The 16,299-nt window shown below is 33.2% G+C and carries 17 protein-coding genes and 1 tRNA gene; 4 read left to right on the forward strand and 14 right to left on the reverse strand.

Annotated features, from left to right (window positions below; genetic code table 11):
* The first annotated feature begins 11 nt into the window (after nucleotides 1-11).
* Nucleotides 12-1,064, forward strand: coding sequence for an endonuclease/exonuclease/phosphatase family protein (locus ABD859_RS20565; protein ID WP_345146552.1), 1,053 nt, complete (start codon nucleotides 12-14; stop codon nucleotides 1,062-1,064).
* On the opposite strand, the gene ABD859_RS20570 is transcribed toward ABD859_RS20565, so the two are convergent.
* From ABD859_RS20570 to ABD859_RS20600, 7 genes are all read right to left on the reverse strand, one after another.
* Nucleotides 1,061-1,675: a WbqC family protein gene (locus tag ABD859_RS20570; protein ID WP_345146554.1), complete on the reverse strand. Its 615-nt coding sequence runs from the start codon at nucleotides 1,673-1,675 to the stop codon at nucleotides 1,061-1,063. The genes ABD859_RS20565 and ABD859_RS20570 overlap by 4 nt on opposite strands.
* 90 nt (nucleotides 1,676-1,765) lie before the next feature.
* The gene (lepB, locus tag ABD859_RS20575; RefSeq protein ID WP_345146555.1) at nucleotides 1,766-3,319 is read right to left on the reverse strand and encodes a signal peptidase I; all 1,554 of its coding nucleotides are present in this window, start codon (nucleotides 3,317-3,319) and stop codon (nucleotides 1,766-1,768) included.
* 64 nt (nucleotides 3,320-3,383) lie between these two features.
* Nucleotides 3,384-4,085, reverse strand: coding sequence for a 4-hydroxy-tetrahydrodipicolinate reductase (gene dapB, locus ABD859_RS20580; protein WP_345146556.1), 702 nt, complete (start codon nucleotides 4,083-4,085; stop codon nucleotides 3,384-3,386).
* A gap of 38 nt (nucleotides 4,086-4,123) precedes the next feature.
* Nucleotides 4,124-4,684, reverse strand: a complete 561-nt coding sequence (locus ABD859_RS20585) for a DUF5683 domain-containing protein (protein ID WP_345146558.1) — start codon at nucleotides 4,682-4,684, stop codon at nucleotides 4,124-4,126.
* Entirely contained in the window at nucleotides 4,684-5,586 is a 903-nt protein-coding gene (locus ABD859_RS20590; protein ID WP_345146559.1) for a ParB/RepB/Spo0J family partition protein, read from the reverse strand. Before ABD859_RS20590 ends, ABD859_RS20585 begins: the two co-directional genes overlap by 1 nt.
* Before the next feature lie 5 nt (nucleotides 5,587-5,591).
* The gene (locus tag ABD859_RS20595; RefSeq protein WP_207294822.1) at nucleotides 5,592-6,359 is read right to left on the reverse strand and encodes a ParA family protein; all 768 of its coding nucleotides are present in this window, start codon (nucleotides 6,357-6,359) and stop codon (nucleotides 5,592-5,594) included.
* A gap of 219 nt (nucleotides 6,360-6,578) precedes the next feature.
* Nucleotides 6,579-6,971, reverse strand: a complete 393-nt coding sequence (locus ABD859_RS20600) for a septal ring lytic transglycosylase RlpA family protein (RefSeq protein WP_345146561.1) — start codon at nucleotides 6,969-6,971, stop codon at nucleotides 6,579-6,581.
* A 214-nt stretch (nucleotides 6,972-7,185) separates the two neighbouring features.
* Between ABD859_RS20600 and ABD859_RS20605 the strand changes: the two genes are divergently transcribed.
* A complete protein-coding gene (locus ABD859_RS20605) occupies nucleotides 7,186-9,366 on the forward strand; it encodes a hypothetical protein (RefSeq protein WP_345146562.1) in 2,181 nt (726 codons plus the stop codon).
* Between the two features lie 144 nt (nucleotides 9,367-9,510).
* Here ABD859_RS20605 and ABD859_RS20610 read toward each other — a convergent pair.
* A tRNA-Pro gene (locus ABD859_RS20610) sits at nucleotides 9,511-9,585 on the reverse strand.
* A gap of 178 nt (nucleotides 9,586-9,763) precedes the next feature.
* Here ABD859_RS20610 and trxB point away from each other — a divergent pair.
* Entirely contained in the window at nucleotides 9,764-10,711 is a 948-nt protein-coding gene (gene trxB, locus ABD859_RS20615; RefSeq protein ID WP_345146564.1) for a thioredoxin-disulfide reductase, read from the forward strand.
* A gap of 170 nt (nucleotides 10,712-10,881) precedes the next feature.
* Here the strand turns inward: trxB and ABD859_RS20620 are convergent, their stop codons facing one another.
* The 5 genes from ABD859_RS20620 to ABD859_RS20640 all read right to left on the reverse strand — a co-directional run bounded on the left by ABD859_RS20620 (nucleotide 10,882) and on the right by ABD859_RS20640 (nucleotide 15,199).
* Nucleotides 10,882-11,715 (reverse strand): GIN domain-containing protein, encoded by an 834-nt coding sequence (locus tag ABD859_RS20620; protein ID WP_345146565.1) that lies wholly within the window; start codon nucleotides 11,713-11,715, stop codon nucleotides 10,882-10,884.
* 84 nt (nucleotides 11,716-11,799) lie between these two features.
* On the reverse strand, nucleotides 11,800-12,534 hold the full coding sequence (locus ABD859_RS20625) for a head GIN domain-containing protein (RefSeq protein WP_345146566.1): 735 nt from the start codon (nucleotides 12,532-12,534) through the stop codon (nucleotides 11,800-11,802).
* An 11-nt stretch (nucleotides 12,535-12,545) separates the two neighbouring features.
* On the reverse strand, nucleotides 12,546-14,297 hold the full coding sequence (locus ABD859_RS20630; protein WP_345146567.1) for a PspC domain-containing protein: 1,752 nt from the start codon (nucleotides 14,295-14,297) through the stop codon (nucleotides 12,546-12,548).
* A 3-nt stretch (nucleotides 14,298-14,300) separates the two neighbouring features.
* Nucleotides 14,301-14,633 carry a PadR family transcriptional regulator gene (locus ABD859_RS20635; protein ID WP_008464689.1) on the reverse strand — a complete coding sequence of 111 codons (333 nt, stop codon included), beginning with the start codon at nucleotides 14,631-14,633 and terminating at the stop codon, nucleotides 14,301-14,303.
* Between the two features lie 110 nt (nucleotides 14,634-14,743).
* Nucleotides 14,744-15,199: a DUF4870 domain-containing protein gene (locus ABD859_RS20640; protein WP_345146568.1), complete on the reverse strand. Its 456-nt coding sequence runs from the start codon at nucleotides 15,197-15,199 to the stop codon at nucleotides 14,744-14,746.
* A 253-nt stretch (nucleotides 15,200-15,452) separates the two neighbouring features.
* On the opposite strand from ABD859_RS20640, the gene ABD859_RS20645 reads away from it, so the two are divergent.
* Nucleotides 15,453-15,905: a DUF4442 domain-containing protein gene (locus tag ABD859_RS20645; protein WP_345146570.1), complete on the forward strand. Its 453-nt coding sequence runs from the start codon at nucleotides 15,453-15,455 to the stop codon at nucleotides 15,903-15,905.
* A gap of 82 nt (nucleotides 15,906-15,987) precedes the next feature.
* Here ABD859_RS20645 and ABD859_RS20650 read toward each other — a convergent pair whose 3' ends face one another.
* Nucleotides 15,988-16,143: a hypothetical protein gene (locus ABD859_RS20650; protein ID WP_345146571.1), complete on the reverse strand. Its 156-nt coding sequence runs from the start codon at nucleotides 16,141-16,143 to the stop codon at nucleotides 15,988-15,990.
* Nucleotides 16,144-16,299: the final 156 nt, after the last annotated feature.

Here is a 16,299-nt window from a genome sequence, read left to right on the forward strand (position 1 = left end):
AGCAGAATACTATGAAAAACCTTTCGTGGTTTAATAAAATAATGTTCTTTTTGAATATAGTGCTGACTGTGCTTACATTTAGCGTCTATGTTTTACCCTTTTTAGCACCTAAGAGTTTTCCGCTTTTATCGGTGCTTACGCTGTTTATGCCCGCTTTTTTTGTGGCAAATGCATTGTTCTTCGTGTATTGGGCAATTCAGTTTAAAAAACGCCTTATTTTGTCTGGTTTGGTATTGCTAACCGGTATTACTTTTATCAGCAAGTTTTATAAATTCTCGGCCAAAGATTATATCAAAGATGAAAAAGATTTCTCTGTAATGAGTTATAATGTTCGCTTGTTTAATGTTTTTAAATGGCTGGACCGAGATGATATTCCGGAAAATATTAAATTGTTTATAGACGAAAAAGATCCTGATATTTTATGTATTCAGGAATATTCAAACTCTGCTCATTTAGATTTAAAAGTATATCCGCACCGTTACATTTTTATTGATGGCAAACAGGTAAAAACCGGTCAGGCTATTTTTTCTAAATTTCCAATTATTGACGAAGGAAACATCGTTTTTCCTAAATCAGATAATAATGTGGTTTATGCCGATATCAAAAGAGGAAAAGACATTATTCGCGTTTATAATATGCACTTGCAGTCTATTAAAATATCTCCGGATGTAAGTGAGATTTCAGATGATATAGACAATGTAAATCAGAAAAAATCACAGCGTATTTATGCCAGAATCAGTAAAGGATTTACGCAGCAACAAGAACAGGCTGAAATTTTTAAAGAGCATATAAAGAAATGTAAATACCCAATTATTATTTGCGGTGACATGAATAATAGTCCGTTTTCTTATGTATACAGGAGTATTAAAGGAAAGCTAAAAGATGCTTTTGAAGAAGCTGGTGAAGGCTTTGGGGCTACTTACAAATTTAAATATTATCCAGCCAGAATTGATTATATTTTTACTGACACGAAAATGAAAGTAAAACAATTTGAAAGTTTTTCTGATTTTGAAAATTCAGATCATTACCCAATAATGACGAGGCTTTCAATAGATCAGTTTTAGATGATCTTTTGTGTTTTTAAATAATCAACTGCAAATTTCCCTTCGTTAAAAAGCAAATCCAAAACACTTAGATTGTTTATAAAGCCATGTTTGTCGTCGAAAACCTGCGTGTATTTTTCGAATGAATTCTGGTCTTTTTTTCCATTCGCCAAATGTCGGAAGTCAGAAATATTTTCAACTTCATGAAAATATTCAGTTGTTTTTCCAAACTCAAATTTCATTCTCATACACTTTGTTAGAAGAACTAAAACTTCAAAGTTAAGATCCATTAAAAAAGTGTGTTTTTTTTCGAAAATAGGAACGATATCATCTTCAAAGTACTCAAAGAAAGGAGAGCTTCTGTAAGCAGCTTCCAGCGATTTAAAATGCTGTTTCTGCCAATCAAATTCATTCTCAATCAAAATGTCTTTTGTTTTTTGATGTGCTGCTTTAGAATGTTTAACTGGAATATTTAATAATTGAATTCCATTTGGACTATAGATATACGTTCTGTTTCTATTGGTCTGTTTTTGAAAATTATCTTCCATCTCAAAAGTTATATTTTCAGATTGAGCCATAACTGCGAAATGACTAATCGATGGGAAATAGGTTGGAAGTATTAAGGAATTCATTTTGTTTGTTTTGAGTTTAAAAGTTTCAGGTTTCAAGTTGACGTTAAAAACGAGAACTTGAAACCTGAAACAAAAATAACTTATTTTTTATTATGCTTTATTTTCTCTTCTTTTTTTCCAAATAAAATCTCCTATAAAGTAAATCGCAAGAAGAATTAAGAAATATTTGAAATAAGACTGTGGTTGTCCTTCACCGTCAACAGTTGTGAATACTCTGCTCCAGCGAATTTTGTTAATACCTTTTCCATTTGTATCCCAGCTCATCCAAATGAAAACTGGTTTTCCTACGATATGATTTTCTGGTACATAACCCCAGTAACGGCTGTCTTCAGAATTGTGACGATTGTCACCCATCATCCAGTAATAGTTTTGCTTAAAAGTATAGCTATTAGTTTCTTTACCGTTTATGATAAATTTAGAGCCTTTTAATTCTAAAGTATTCCCTTCGTAATTAGTAATAATTTCTTTGTAAAATGGAAGAGATTCATTTGTTAGAGCAACAGTTTTTCCTGCTTCCGGAATATAAATTGGACCTAAATTATCCTGACTCCATTTGTTAATGTGCGGGAAAATGGCATTGTCATTTCCGTAATCAATTTCTCTTTTTACAGCGGTAACACCCGGAGTGTTTTTTAAACGTTCTGCTCCGGCTTCTGTTAAAGCTCTAAAATAAAGTGTATCTCTTTTCTCAGTTCTAAAACCTGCAGGATCTGTAATGTCTAATTCCTTAAATAAAGATTCAAAATCAATAGATGTTTTTCCGTCTAATGCTACAGAATAAGAGTATTGAGGTTTTGCTCTTTCTGGTAAAATTAATTTTTTACCGTTAATAAATACGAAACCATCTTTGATTGATAAACTATCTCCAGGAACACCAACGCATCTTTTTACATAATTTGATTTCTTGTCGATTGGTTTTATAACGCCAGGTCTTCCTTTTGGTTCGTAAAAATAATGTACTGTATCTACAGGCCAGTTAAAAACGACAATGTCATTTCGTTTTATTTTTTCGAAAGCCGGAAGTCTGAAATACGGCAATTGAGGCCAGCTTAAGTATGATTTTCTTTTTGTTAACGGAATAGAGTCATGTACCATTGGTAATGCAACCGTTGTCATTGGTACTCTTGGGCCGTAATTTACTTTACTTACGAATAAAAAGTCACCAATTAAAAGTGATTTTTCTAATGAAGAAGTTGGAATTGTATAAGGCTGAATAACATAAGTGTGCACTAAAGTTGCTACAATAATAGCAAAAAGCAAAGAGCTTACAGTATCTGCAGTTTTATTTTCAGGAGTTAATTTTCTATTAGCATTATATTCTAATTTTTGTGTGTAGTTTACATAATAGATGTAAAAACCAAGAGTAAAAATTCCAAGAATAGTATCTAAAGTCGATTTTTTGCCAAAAGTTCTAAGTGTTTCCACCCAGACAACCGGAAACATAATCAAGTTAATAATAGGAATGAAAAGCAGTAAAGTCCACCAGGTTGGACGGCTGATGATTTTCATTAAAACAATTGAATTGTATACCGGAATTGCAGCTTCCCAGCTTTTTCTTCCCGCTGCCTGATACAATTTCCAAGTACCAAGAAAATGGATAATTTGAACGGCTAAGAAAAATACGAACCAAGAGTAAAGTGTCATAATATTGTATTTTTAAGTTTCAAATTCAGGATTGAATAGATATTTAATCCAAAACTTTATTCGATTATTGTAAGTTTAATACATCTTTCATGGTGAAAATTCCTTGTTTTCCTGCCAGCCATTCTGCAGCAATAACAGCACCAAGAGCAAATCCTTCGCGATTATGGGCAGTGTGTTTAATTTCAATGCTGTCAATCGCTGAATCGTAATTTACGGTATGTGTACCCGGAACTTCGCCAATTCTTTTAGCTTCAATGTGAATTTGGTTGTTTTGAGCTTCTTCTAAAGTCCACTCGGCATAATTACTGTTTTGAATAACGCCTTGTGCAAGAGAAATTGCAGTACCGCTTGGAGCGTCAAGTTTGTGAATATGATGAATTTCTTCCATAGAAACTTTATAAGAATCAAATTGATTCATGATTTTAGCAAGATATTCATTTAAGCCAAAGAAAATATTTACTCCTAAACTAAAGTTTGAACTAGAAATAAATCCTCCTTTTTTTTCATTACAAAGCGCAATCATTTCGTCATAATGTTCTAACCAGCCGGTTGTTCCTGAAACTACAGGGACATTTGAGTTAAAACATGCCGAAATATTGCTTACAGCTGCTGTCGGGACACTAAAGTCTATGGCAACATCGGCAGTTGAAAGTCCGTCGTAGGTATTGTTCTCGTCTTTCTTTAAAACTATTTCATGACCTCTTTCTAAAGCAATTCTTTCGATTACTTTGCCCATTTTTCCGTATCCTAAAAGCGCAATTTTCATTTTGTATGTATTTGTGATTTTTTTAAATAGAGTTCTATTTAAAAGCGATAATTAAAAGTTAGTCCAACATTTGGTTTAAATGTTACATCGTTTGGATAAATTTCCGGACGCATCGATAATCTTTCGTTTACGTTGAACTGAATCAAAGCAGCGTCAACATTAGCATCGATGATGTTTAAAGCATAAAAACCAACAACAAAAAGAGCAGAAAGGTCTCTGTTTCTTTGGTAAAATTTCTGGCCGGCCACAAGACGGCTTTCGTCCAGATATTGATATTTATCGTCATTAAAGCCTTCTAATCTGCGTTTGTAGGCATTTCGATAATCACGATATTTATTGTTGTTGTCTATGTAAAAGTATAAACTGGTACCAATAGCTCCGTAAACTAATGGAATTTTCCAGTATTTTTTATTATATGCCTGACCTAAACCAGGTAGAATAGCAGAGTAAAAAGCTGCTTTAGCAGGTGTCAGCGGATCTATTTCTTCTAATGCAATACTGTCTTTAGCGACCAAAACCGTTTCTTCTTTTACCTGAGCAAAAAGAGAGACGGTTCCTAAGAGAAAGAACAATAAACTTATGGGGACAATTTTATTCACTATCCGTTTATTAATTTTATAATTCGATTAAAGTCGGCTTCAGAATTAAATGGAATTGTGATTTTTCCTTTTCCGTTACCTGCCACTTTTATATCAACTTTCGAACCAAAATAATCGTTAAAAGTATTTTTTTGAGTTTCTCTAACCACAAATGCCGAATCTGCTTTTGGTTTTCCTTCTGTTTTTGCAGGAACTCCTTCGTGGTAATTTTTTACCAGTGCTTCGGTTTCACGAACAGATAAATTCTGGCTTACGATTTTTTGGTATATATCAGTCTGAACATCTAAATCTTCAATATTGATAATCGCACGACCATGTCCCATACTAATAAAACCGTCACGAATACCTGTTTGGATAATTGGATCTAGTTTTAAAAGACGCAAATAGTTGGAAATAGTAGAACGTTTTTTTCCAACGCGTTCGCTCATTTGTTCTTGTGTTAATTGAATTTCGTCAATTAAACGCTGATAAGAAAGAGCGATCTCGATTGGATCTAAGTCATGACGCTGAATATTTTCAACCAATGCCATTACCAGTGACTCATTGTCGTTAGCAATACGAATGTAAGCCGGAACATGAGTTAAGCCAATTAAAGTTGAAGCACGCAAACGACGTTCTCCAGAAATTAACTGATATTTATTAAAATCTAATTTTCGAACAGTAATAGGTTGAATTACACCAAGTTCTTTAATAGAAGTGGCTAACTCGCGTAATGATTCTTCATTAAAATTGCTTCTAGGCTGAAACGGATTTATTTCGATAGCACTTATTTCAAGCTCTATAATGTTTCCAACAACCTTATCAGCATTTTTGTCTTCTACTGATTTAATGTCGTTTTCCGGATCCTTTAATAATGCTGATAATCCTCTTCCTAAGGCTTGTTTTTTAATTGCTTTTGTCATAAAAACTATTTGCTGTTTTTCTTTATAATTTCCTGTGCTAAATTAATGTAGTTTACGGCACCTTTGCTTGTAGCATCATAATTAATGATACTTTCTCCAAAACTTGGAGCCTCACTTAATTTTACATTTCGCTGAATTACGGTGTCAAAAACCATATCGTTAAAGTGTTTTTGAACTTCTTCTACAACCTGATTAGATAAACGTAATCTTGAATCATACATTGTTAATAATAAACCTTCAATGTCAAGATCTGGGTTGTGTATTTTTTGAATACTCTTAATAGTGTTCAGTAATTTTCCTAATCCTTCAAGTGCAAAATATTCACATTGAATAGGAATAACTACAGAATCAGCAGCTGTTAAAGCATTCAGGGTTAACAAACCAAGAGATGGAGCACAGTCAATAATGATATAATCATATTCTTGTTTTGCTTCTTCTAATGCTTTTTTAAGCATGTATTCACGGTTTTCTTTGTCAACCAATTCAATTTCGATAGCAACAAGGTCAATGTGAGCAGGGATCACATCAACGTTTGGTGATGTACATTTTAAAATGGCTTCTTTTGGTGTTACAGTATGCTCAAGGATTTGGTAAGTTCCTGTTTCTACTGTTTCTACGTCGATACCAAGACCAGATGTTGCATTGGCCTGCGGATCAGCGTCGATCAATAATACTTTTTTCTCTAAAACACCTAATGAGGCAGCAAGATTTACTGATGTAGTAGTCTTTCCAACGCCTCCTTTTTGATTAGCAATAGCAATGATTTTGCCCATTTATTTTCTGAATTTTGAACCGTAAAAATACAATTATTTATGGTTTTTGAAAATCTATTTTGTTAACATTTATGAAACTTCGCTTAATCGGGGTTTCATGGGTGTTCGGCAGAAAATAATTTTAGTTATAAATAAAATTATAAACCACATTTTGATAAAATTTACCGTAGTTGCTGCCACAAAAAGACCAGATTCTATTTTTATCTTGAAGAAATGATCTTATTTTAAGATTTCAATTGTTACATAAACCAAACCGCTTTTTTTGTTTGAAGCAATTTGCATAAATGCCCTTTTACTTAGGTCAATTTCTCTTCCTTTAATAAAAGGTCCTCTGTCTGTAATTTCTACGATCACTGATTTATTATTTATTTCGTTAGTGATTTTTAGTTTTGTTCCGAAGTTGAATTTCTTGTGTGCAGCAGTTAAATCATTGTTATTGAATTTTTTTCCGCTGGCTGTTTTTCTGCCGTTAAACTTGTCATGATAATAAGATGCGTGAGCATTTTTCTTGTATAATACGTAGTAAGGTTCATTTACTGTGCAAGCCGGGTCTTCTTGTGCAAAAACCAACGCTGAAACACTTAAAGCAAAAAGCAAGATTATCTTTTTCATTTTCTGATTTTTTGTAAACCGGCAAAAAAAATCTATTAAAAAAGAATGAACGTATACAATACGGTTTATTTATGTTGTAAAAAGACAAAAAATGAGGCTTTGTATAGTTTTTGATAAGAAAATTGAAACCATAACCGGACTTTTGGATTAAAGATAATTGCTATTTTGGGCTTTCAAAAAAACTATTATTATTACAAACTATCAAACCACAAAAATGAAGATTCTTATTAGTAAAAAATTAATTTCAATATTTACTGCATTTGTGTTTATGTTGATTTTATCCGGCTTTGTTTCTCCTTATTCTCATAACAAAAAATTAGAGGCGAATAAAATAGAACGCAAAATTGTTTACAACAAAAAGAAACACAATATTACATTGTCATGGTCGGCTTTTGGTTCTTCCGGGAACTATGTAATTACAAGAGGAGGCAGTCGTCTGGCATCAGATTTTGTGTCTGTGGGATCTACTTCTAAACTGACTTTTACAGATAGTAAGCCCAGTGCAGATAAATATGAGAACTATTATAAAGTCACTCGTAATGATATCACTATTATAATTTCACTCGAAAATCAGATTTTTGGTGATAATATGTATTTCTACGATAGGAAATATGAAAAAGCAGAAACGGCACGAAACGAAATTAATTCGCATTTTGGTTCGATTGGTTTAGGCGGAGCAAATGGTGAATGGACTACAAAACGTCAGGCTTATTATTTTAAGTCTAATGTAAATGGACAGACTTACGATGCGGGTGGATCTGGTTCTGCATCTTCGGCGGAAGCCAATTCTATAGAATTAGGATTTTATTCGCATATAGGAGGTTTGGGAAAAGTGCCTTCTGATGTAAAATTGGGATCAATATTTACAAGACCTCACCTTTCTGGCGGCGCAAACGCAACTTGTACATTTTGGCGTTCTGTAGAAAATGTAGAAGTAATGCGTGATTTTTCATGGACCGTTTCGCAGTCTACAAGTGCAAGAAGATTACTTATTGACAGCACTTCAAAATATATTTCGGATATTGGAAATACTAATTTTTGGGGAAGCGGCGGTTTTATTGCCGACACGCATTATACAACATTGCGACCAAACTGGGCCGGACAACAGCAATGGTATACCAGAAATACCGTTTTTCCATCGGGTTCGGGAGCAATGGGCGGTTCTTATAATATGGTTTGGCAGGGCTGTGTAAATCCCCCTCATGCAGATCAAACTAATTCGCCTGTTGAAACAACTCCTGTTATTAGAGAAAAACCTTTTTTGTTTATTGATAAAGATGGCGAATACAAAGTATTTGTTCCAGATTGGCAAAAAGATAGAGTAGGAACTTCATGGACGCTAACAGATATGGGAAAAGGAAAAGTTCAGGATTTGATTACTGCTTGGTATGTTGCCAAAGAAGGAGATACTGATGTAAAAATTAACGCAGCTCTTAAAGCGGGCAAAAATATATTTTTCACACCGGGACATTATTCATTAAACGCACCTATTCAGGTAAATAGAAAAGATGCGATTCTCTTAGGAGCCGGAATTGCTTCGGTAACGCTCGAGCCAACTGAGAAAAATACTTGGGGATGTATTTATGCTGATGATAAAGACGGAATTATTATTGCAGGGCTTTTAATGGATTCGTTTAACAGCACAACGTATCAGGTAAGAATTGGTAATGAAGGCGCAAATGCAGATCACAGTGTTGATCCTATTTTGTTAACGGATATCACTTGCAGAGTAGGAGGCGTTCAGTCAAAAAATATTCAGATTCAGGCTTCGATGCAGATCAATAGTAATAATGTAGTGGGCGATTATTTCTGGTTGTGGCGTGCCGACCATGGTTCGCAGAAAGGAGGAGATGCGCGCTGGGTAAGAGACAGGTGCAAAAATGGACTTATCGTTAAAGGAAATGATGTTACGCTTTATGCTTTGTTTGTTGAGCATTTTCAGGAATATGAAGTTTTATGGCTGGGAGAACGAGGCAGAACTTATTTCTTTCAAAATGAACCACCGTATGATGCGCCAAATCAAGCAAGCTGGAGCAGTCAGGGCGGAAGAGTTGATGGTTATGCCGCTTTTAAAGTAGCCAATACTGTAAAAGAACATCACACAATCGGAATGGGATCTTATGCTGTTTTTACAGGAACTGACGGAAAAGTAAATAAGAAAAATGGTTTTGAAGTGCCAAACACTCCAAATGTAAAACTCGAAAAAATGTGTATTACCCGTTTTGCAGGTTCAGGAAATATTATAAATGTTATAAATGGAACAGGTGGAAGTACAGCAACTGGTGCAAGACGTGTAGCCGTTTATAATAATGGAGAAGGGACACAGCCTTATGATGAAGAATTTACTTTGCCAAATAAGGAATCTTATCCTTTATATATAAATATGGAAAAATAGAAACTTATTAAATATTGTTTTTAAAAAACTCTGGGAACCTATCGGTTTTCAGAGTTTTTTATTTATGGAGTTTTTTTGCTCACAAAGCGACAAAATTTAAAGTTATAACAAATAAAAAAGCCGAACATTTCTGTTCGGCTTTTGTCGGGGTGGCAGGATTCGAACCTGCGGCCTCCTGCTCCCAAAGCAGGCGCGATAACCGGGCTACGCTACACCCCGAAGAGGTAATTTGTTGTAGTGCCCGAAAGCGGATGCAAAGATAGAAATAAATTTCATTTACAAAAGGAAAAAATGAAAATAAATAAAACTTATTTTGAGATAGCTATTTCAGATTTATTTTCGGCGTTATTTTTTATAATAAAGTTTACATTTGCATCACAAAAAAACAATACACATTATGTCAGATACAATCGAAAAAATTAAATGCCTTATTATAGGTTCTGGCCCTGCAGGATATACTGCAGCAATTTATGCTGCCAGAGCAAACATGAATCCGGTTTTATATCAGGGAATGCAGCCTGGAGGTCAGTTGACAACAACTAATGAAGTAGAAAATTTTCCAGGTTATGTTGATGGTGTTACAGGACCAGAAATGATGATTCAGTTACAAGACCAGGCAAAACGCTTTGGTGCTGATATTCGCGACGGCTGGGCTACAAAAGTTGATTTCTCAGGAGGAATTCATAAAGTTTGGATTAACGATTCAATCGAATTGCACTGTGAAACTGTAATTATTTCTACAGGTGCTTCTGCTAAATATTTAGGATTACCATCAGAGCAGCATTATTTAAATATGGGTGGAGGAGTTTCTGCGTGCGCTGTGTGCGACGGATTTTTCTACCGTAATCAAGAAGTTGTAATAGTTGGAGCAGGAGATTCTGCTTGCGAAGAAGCACATTACTTATCTAAACTTTGTAAAAAAGTAACGATGTTAGTAAGAAGCGAAAAATTCAGAGCTTCTAAAATTATGGAAGAACGTGTTCGTAAAACAGAAAACATCGAGATTTTAATGAATCACGATACGCTTGAAGTTGTTGGAGATAATCAGGTGGTACACGCTATTAAAGCATTAAATAAAACTACAGGAGAAGTTATCGAAATTCCTGCAACAGGTTTCTTCGTAGCAATTGGACACAAACCAAATACTGATATCTTTAAAGATTATATTACTCTTGATGAAACTGGTTATATTGTAAATACGCCGGGAACATCTAAAACAAACGTAGACGGTGTTTTCGTTGCCGGAGATGCTGCAGATCATGTATACCGTCAGGCAATTACTGCTGCTGGTACAGGATGTATGGCTGCGCTTGATGCTGAAAGATATTTAGCTTCTAAAGAATAATTTAAGTTTCACGTGTCAGGTTTTCTTGTTTCAAGTTATCAGAACGTGGTAGTTAACAATAAAAAAATTCCAATCTAAAATTTAGATTGGAATTTTTTTATTTCAGTGCTGTTTTTATTTTTAAAAGAGAGAAAAACTTAGTTTCTTAGAACCTTAGAGTCTTAGCAGCTTTACTTAATTTTCTTAAACAATTTTGCTTCTTCAGAAAAACGGGTAAGCTGGATTGTTGGATTTCCAAAAAGAGATAATTCGGCTTTGTCTCCCACAGCAATTGAAACTGTTGTTTCAGCCAGAATTGTTCCTACAGCAGAGTTTTCGGCGGTAACATTCGCATCTTTTAAAGTAAATTTTGTTCCTGTAAAAACAGAGTTGTTGTCTAAACGAATAGTCGCTTTTTCTGCAATTCCTTCTATAGCAGCTGTTGCTCTTTGGTATAAATCACATTTAAATTTTATGGCAGAAACTAATGTTTTAATCGATGAGTTTTTGCTTAACTGCAATGTTCCGTCTTCTGCTTTTAGATTTAATTCAGTTTTTGATTTATCATCTGCATATAAACTAAATTTTTTTGAATTTACATTTAAGTACAATTTTGAGTAATCAAAACTGTTAAAAGAAATATCGTCTAATTGTAATTCCTGAATAGCATATACTTTAGAATCGTTTTTTGTAATTACTTTATTTAATGTACTGGTGTAAGTAATTTTTACCGCAAGTTTTTTAAAGATTGTACTTTCTTTAGAAGTATATAAACGAAGTGTTTTATCTCTTAAATCTGTGGCAACAATATCGTGAAGATTATCATCGGCCTCGATTTTAATTTCGTTTTTTTCTCCTTTTTCAAGATAAACTTCTAAATTATCGTCAACTTCAATGGCATCAAAGCTTCCTGTTTCTTTAATAGATGTTGTTACAATTTTTGATCCTTTTACTTTTTCTCTTTTCTGAGCAAAGGTTAATGTTGTAACTAAAAGTAACAGGAATAGTGCTGTATTTTTTTTCATTATTCTAGATTTGATTTTAGCAAATATAAAAAAATCATCCACTTTAGATGAATGATTTCTTTTATATTTAACACTTAAAGGGTATTAGCTTTGGCTTATACTTCCGCCTGAACTAGCTCTTTTGTTGATGGTTTTTGGAATATTGTTATAGTTGATATTACCGCCGCTGCTTGCTTCAGCTTTTAGGCTCAAAATGGGATGCACAGTTGTAACAGCTCCGCTTGAAACGTCAGCGTCAACATCGTTTGCTAATAAATTTCCCGCTTCAATAGAAGAACCGCTCGACGCAGAAGTTGTAATTTTTAGTGCTTTTCCTGATATACCAATTGAACTTCCGCTGCTAGAATTGCATGATATCGTATCAAATTCGGTATTTAGATTTATTGATGCAGCACTAGAACTTTCTAATTCTATACTTTCTCCATGAAGTAAATTCTTGCTGGAAACAGTTGAAGCGCTCGAAGCATCGATTTGTTCAATTGCCGGCATTTTTACGGTTACCTTTTTAACAGTAATATTTCGGAATGAATTGAACTTGCATTTAATTACTAAAGTTCCGTTTTCAACTTCTGTCACAATATCTTTTTGAAGATTATCATCGGCTTCAACAACAACTTCATAATTGGCAGCCTGCTCTATAACAAGATCTATGGCATTGCTTACTTTTATATTTTTAAAATCTCCCTGAACATTTCTTTTTTCAGTAGTTACATTGCCGCTTCCTTCAACTGTATTCATGTTTAAATTACATGAAGCAAATAGTAAAGCTGTAATAGTTGCAATTAGAAATTTTGTAATATGAATGATTATTTTTATCATGGCTTTTGGTGTTAGTTAATTTTAATTATAACTCCATTTTTATCTGTAGTTAATCTGCCTTTGGTTTTTTTACCGTTTATAACTTCTTTACCGTTTATTTTTACCGAAACTTCTTTTATAGTGTCGTTATCAGTATCGTTTTCGTAATCATTGTCATTTTCATACTCATTATCATTTTCGTAATCGTTGTTACTGTCATGATCTGCCGGACAATTTAAACATTTAACTTTTGAGCCTTCAACTCTGTAATTGTAATTACCATCGTAATTTAAGTTAAAGAAATCATCATCAGAGTTGTAATAATCTCTAACAGAAGGGTCTGGTTTAAGTAATTGTCCTTCTGGTAAATATAGATAGATATCAACTTCCTGACCTCTGAATTTGTTTTTTACATCTGTAAGAAAATAATTATCCAAAATTAAATGATTTCCGTTAATTTCAAACTTATATAGAATTTTTTCTGCTCTTTTTTTAGCATTTGTAAAAGAGTTTCCTCTTGCACTTTTTTCTATTTGAATAAATGGAGTTTTTTGATCTGTATGTAAAACATGTAAACGAACATCATTTGAATAAATTAACTCATTGTTTGCAGAATCCTGTACAAATTCAAACTCTCTGTAATGGTTTAAACTTTTTGCGTAATAATCACTGTATTTAAACTTTACGAATAATGTGTCTGTTGGGGTAATGTTTAAAACTTTCTTTTCGATGATTTTGTTATCGTGTGAAATTTCGGTTGCTTGTTTAATTCCAATGCTTACCAGAATTGCAATTGCAATAATCCAGATAGCTAATAGAGTATATTTTGTAATGTTTCCAATTGATTTTAAGTTTGGAGACAACAATTTAAATCCTAAAAGTGTCAGGAAGAAAAAAGGAATTCCAACAGCAAAGAACATTAAGAGACCAAATGACCAAAGCGGATATTCTGTAAAGTTTCCTGCTTCAACAAAATTCTGCCAAGGGAAATCAACAAATATGTTAGTTCCTAAAGTAAAAACGCCAATTAACAACATAATTAAAGTTGAAATACCTGCTATAATTAAAATAACACCTAAAAATTTAGCAAAAACTTTAAAAAGTGTCATAATAAAGTCACTAAATGAACTGCCAATTTTCTCAGCTCCTGACTTTACCTGGTTTCCCATTTTATCATAATCTGCATTTTTAAATTTTTCAGATAATGAGTCTATTTCTTCACGAACTTTTTTTTCGATGTTTGAAATGGTTACCGGCTCTCCTGTCATCTCCAGTTTTTCAGAAGTTGTAACAGCTTCGGGTGTTACCACCCAAAGCACGAAGTAAGCTAAAATACCAGTTCCAAAACCAGCAAAAACAAAGATTAAGAAAACGATTTTAACCCATACTGCATCGATTCCAAAATAATGTCCTAAACCAGTTGCAACACCTCCGATCATACCATTTTCTTTATCTCGGTATAATTTTTTGTGACCTCTTTTACTATAATTATTATAGGATTGATTTGTATTTTCTTCGTCTTCAATTCTGTAATCTTCCGGTTGTCCCATAACCGCAATCACTTCGTCAACGTCTTTCAGTCCTACAACATGTTTCTCGCTTTTTTGTTTTTCTGTTAATAATTCAGAAACACGCATTTCGATATCTTTAATGATTTCATCTTGTCCAGATGAGTTGTTAAGTGATCGTTTTATAGCGTCAAAATAGCGTGACAATTTTAAATATGCATCTTCATCGATGTGAAAAAACATACCGCCTAAGTTAATATTTACTGTTTTGTTCATGACTTATTGATTTTGATTGGTGATTAGATTTACAGCGTCAGACAATTCTGTCCAAGTACCGCTAAGTTCGTTTAAAAATGTTTGTCCTATTTCGGTTAATCCATAATATTTTCTTGGAGGCCCGGATGTCGATTCTTCCCATCGATAATTTAGTAAACCGTCATTTTTAAGCCTAGTTAAAAGCGGGTAAACAGTTCCCTCAACTACTAGTAATTTTGCGTTTTTTAAAGTGTCTAATATTTCAGATGTATATGCGTCTTTTTCTTTTAGAACAGATAAGATGCAAAACTCAAGAACACCTTTGCGCATCTGTGCTTTTGTGTTTTCAATGTTCATAATTTCATTTTGTTTTTTTTTGATTGAACAATTCGTTTTTTGATTGATGATAATTTGATTGATGATTGATTTCGAAACTATATATTGATTGATTGTATGCTGGTTTCTGCTTACTTTATAAAAGGAATCGTAAGCGGATATTTATATAATTCACCGTTTGATGCTTTTATCGAAGCGTAAATCACTAAAAAGAATTCCACAAATTTTAAAAGTCCAAATAGTAAAACTGCTGTAACACCAACACTTAAAAGGCCGATATTTCCTTCAAAGTTGAAATTTCTAATGTAGAAATCATTGTCATTAAAAACAGCTTCGAGCGGCAGGTTTTGCAAAAACACAGTAATAAAAATTGGAATTGCAATTAAAGCCAGTATTAAAGTGTAAAGCAGTAAACTTAACTGAAAATTCAAAGCTTGTTTTCCGTGGTGATCTACCATTTCTGATTTGTCTTTATAACTTGACCATATTATAATTGGAAAAATATAATTTCCAAATGGTATAATATATTGCGTTAATGTACTTAAATGTGTGAATGCCGAAGTATTCTTTTCTGATGATTTTTCCATGATTAGTGGTTTTGATGATTGATGATTAAAAGCATATAGTAATTTCTTATGCAAATATATGTCTAAAAAACAGTATCTTGTTTTGCATAGTACTAAATATTAACAAAAAATTAACAAAAATAATGCAATTAGATTTTGGATAAATGATTGAAAATCATCGCGAGATATTGGTTTTGTTGATCTCTACAGAAAGTAAATACGAATTATTGTGCGTGCATAGTTTTTTTGTATTTTTACATAAAAAAATAAGAAAATGGCAATTTCAGTATCGAAACTCAACAAATTTGTGTTGTTCAAATTACCATCTGCATACTTTTGCGGTGTGCGTGTAAAAGCAATCGACAAAGACAGATGTATTGTAAGTGTTAAACACAGATGGATAAATCAAAATCCGTTTAATTCGATGTATTTTGCTGTTCAGGCAATGGCGGCTGAGTTAACAACCGGAGCTTTGGTTATTTCGCAAATTCAGCAAAGCGGCAAAAAGATCTCGATGCTGGTTGCTAATAATAAAGGGAATTTTACCAAAAAAGCAACAGGCAGAATTACTTTTGTATGTAACGACGGTCATTTAATTGCCGATGCTATTAAAAAAACAATCGAAACAGGCGAAGGACAAACTTTCTGGATGAAATCTATTGGTACCAACGAAGAAGGGATTCAGGTTTCTGAAATGGATTTTGAATGGAGTATTCGAGTTAAATAATTTTTTGCCGTGAAATTCGTAGCAAAAACAACATAAAAAAGCCTCAAATATTTGAGGCCTTTTTGTTTACTAAATGCTGTTATTATTTTTTAGAACAGCATTTTTTATCTTTTTTATCAGCTGATTTTTTGCAGCAAGATTCTTTTTTTGCTTTTTCTTTTTTAGCCGGAGCAGTATCCTGAGCTTGTAAACCAATTGTAAATAAAGCGATTGCTAAAACGGTAAATACTTTTTTCATTTTTTGTAAAGTTTAATTGTTAATTGTTTTTTTAATTGAGATGTTCGTCAAATATAATATGATTTAATTTTGAAAATTGTCAACGATAAGTTAATATAGAAATACGATGCTGTTTATGTAGCTCCTACGGGACAATTTAAATGCGGGTTATTAGAA

It is taken from the genome of Flavobacterium ginsengiterrae (assembly GCF_039539785.1).
GTDB lineage: Bacteria > Bacteroidota > Bacteroidia > Flavobacteriales > Flavobacteriaceae > Flavobacterium > Flavobacterium ginsengiterrae.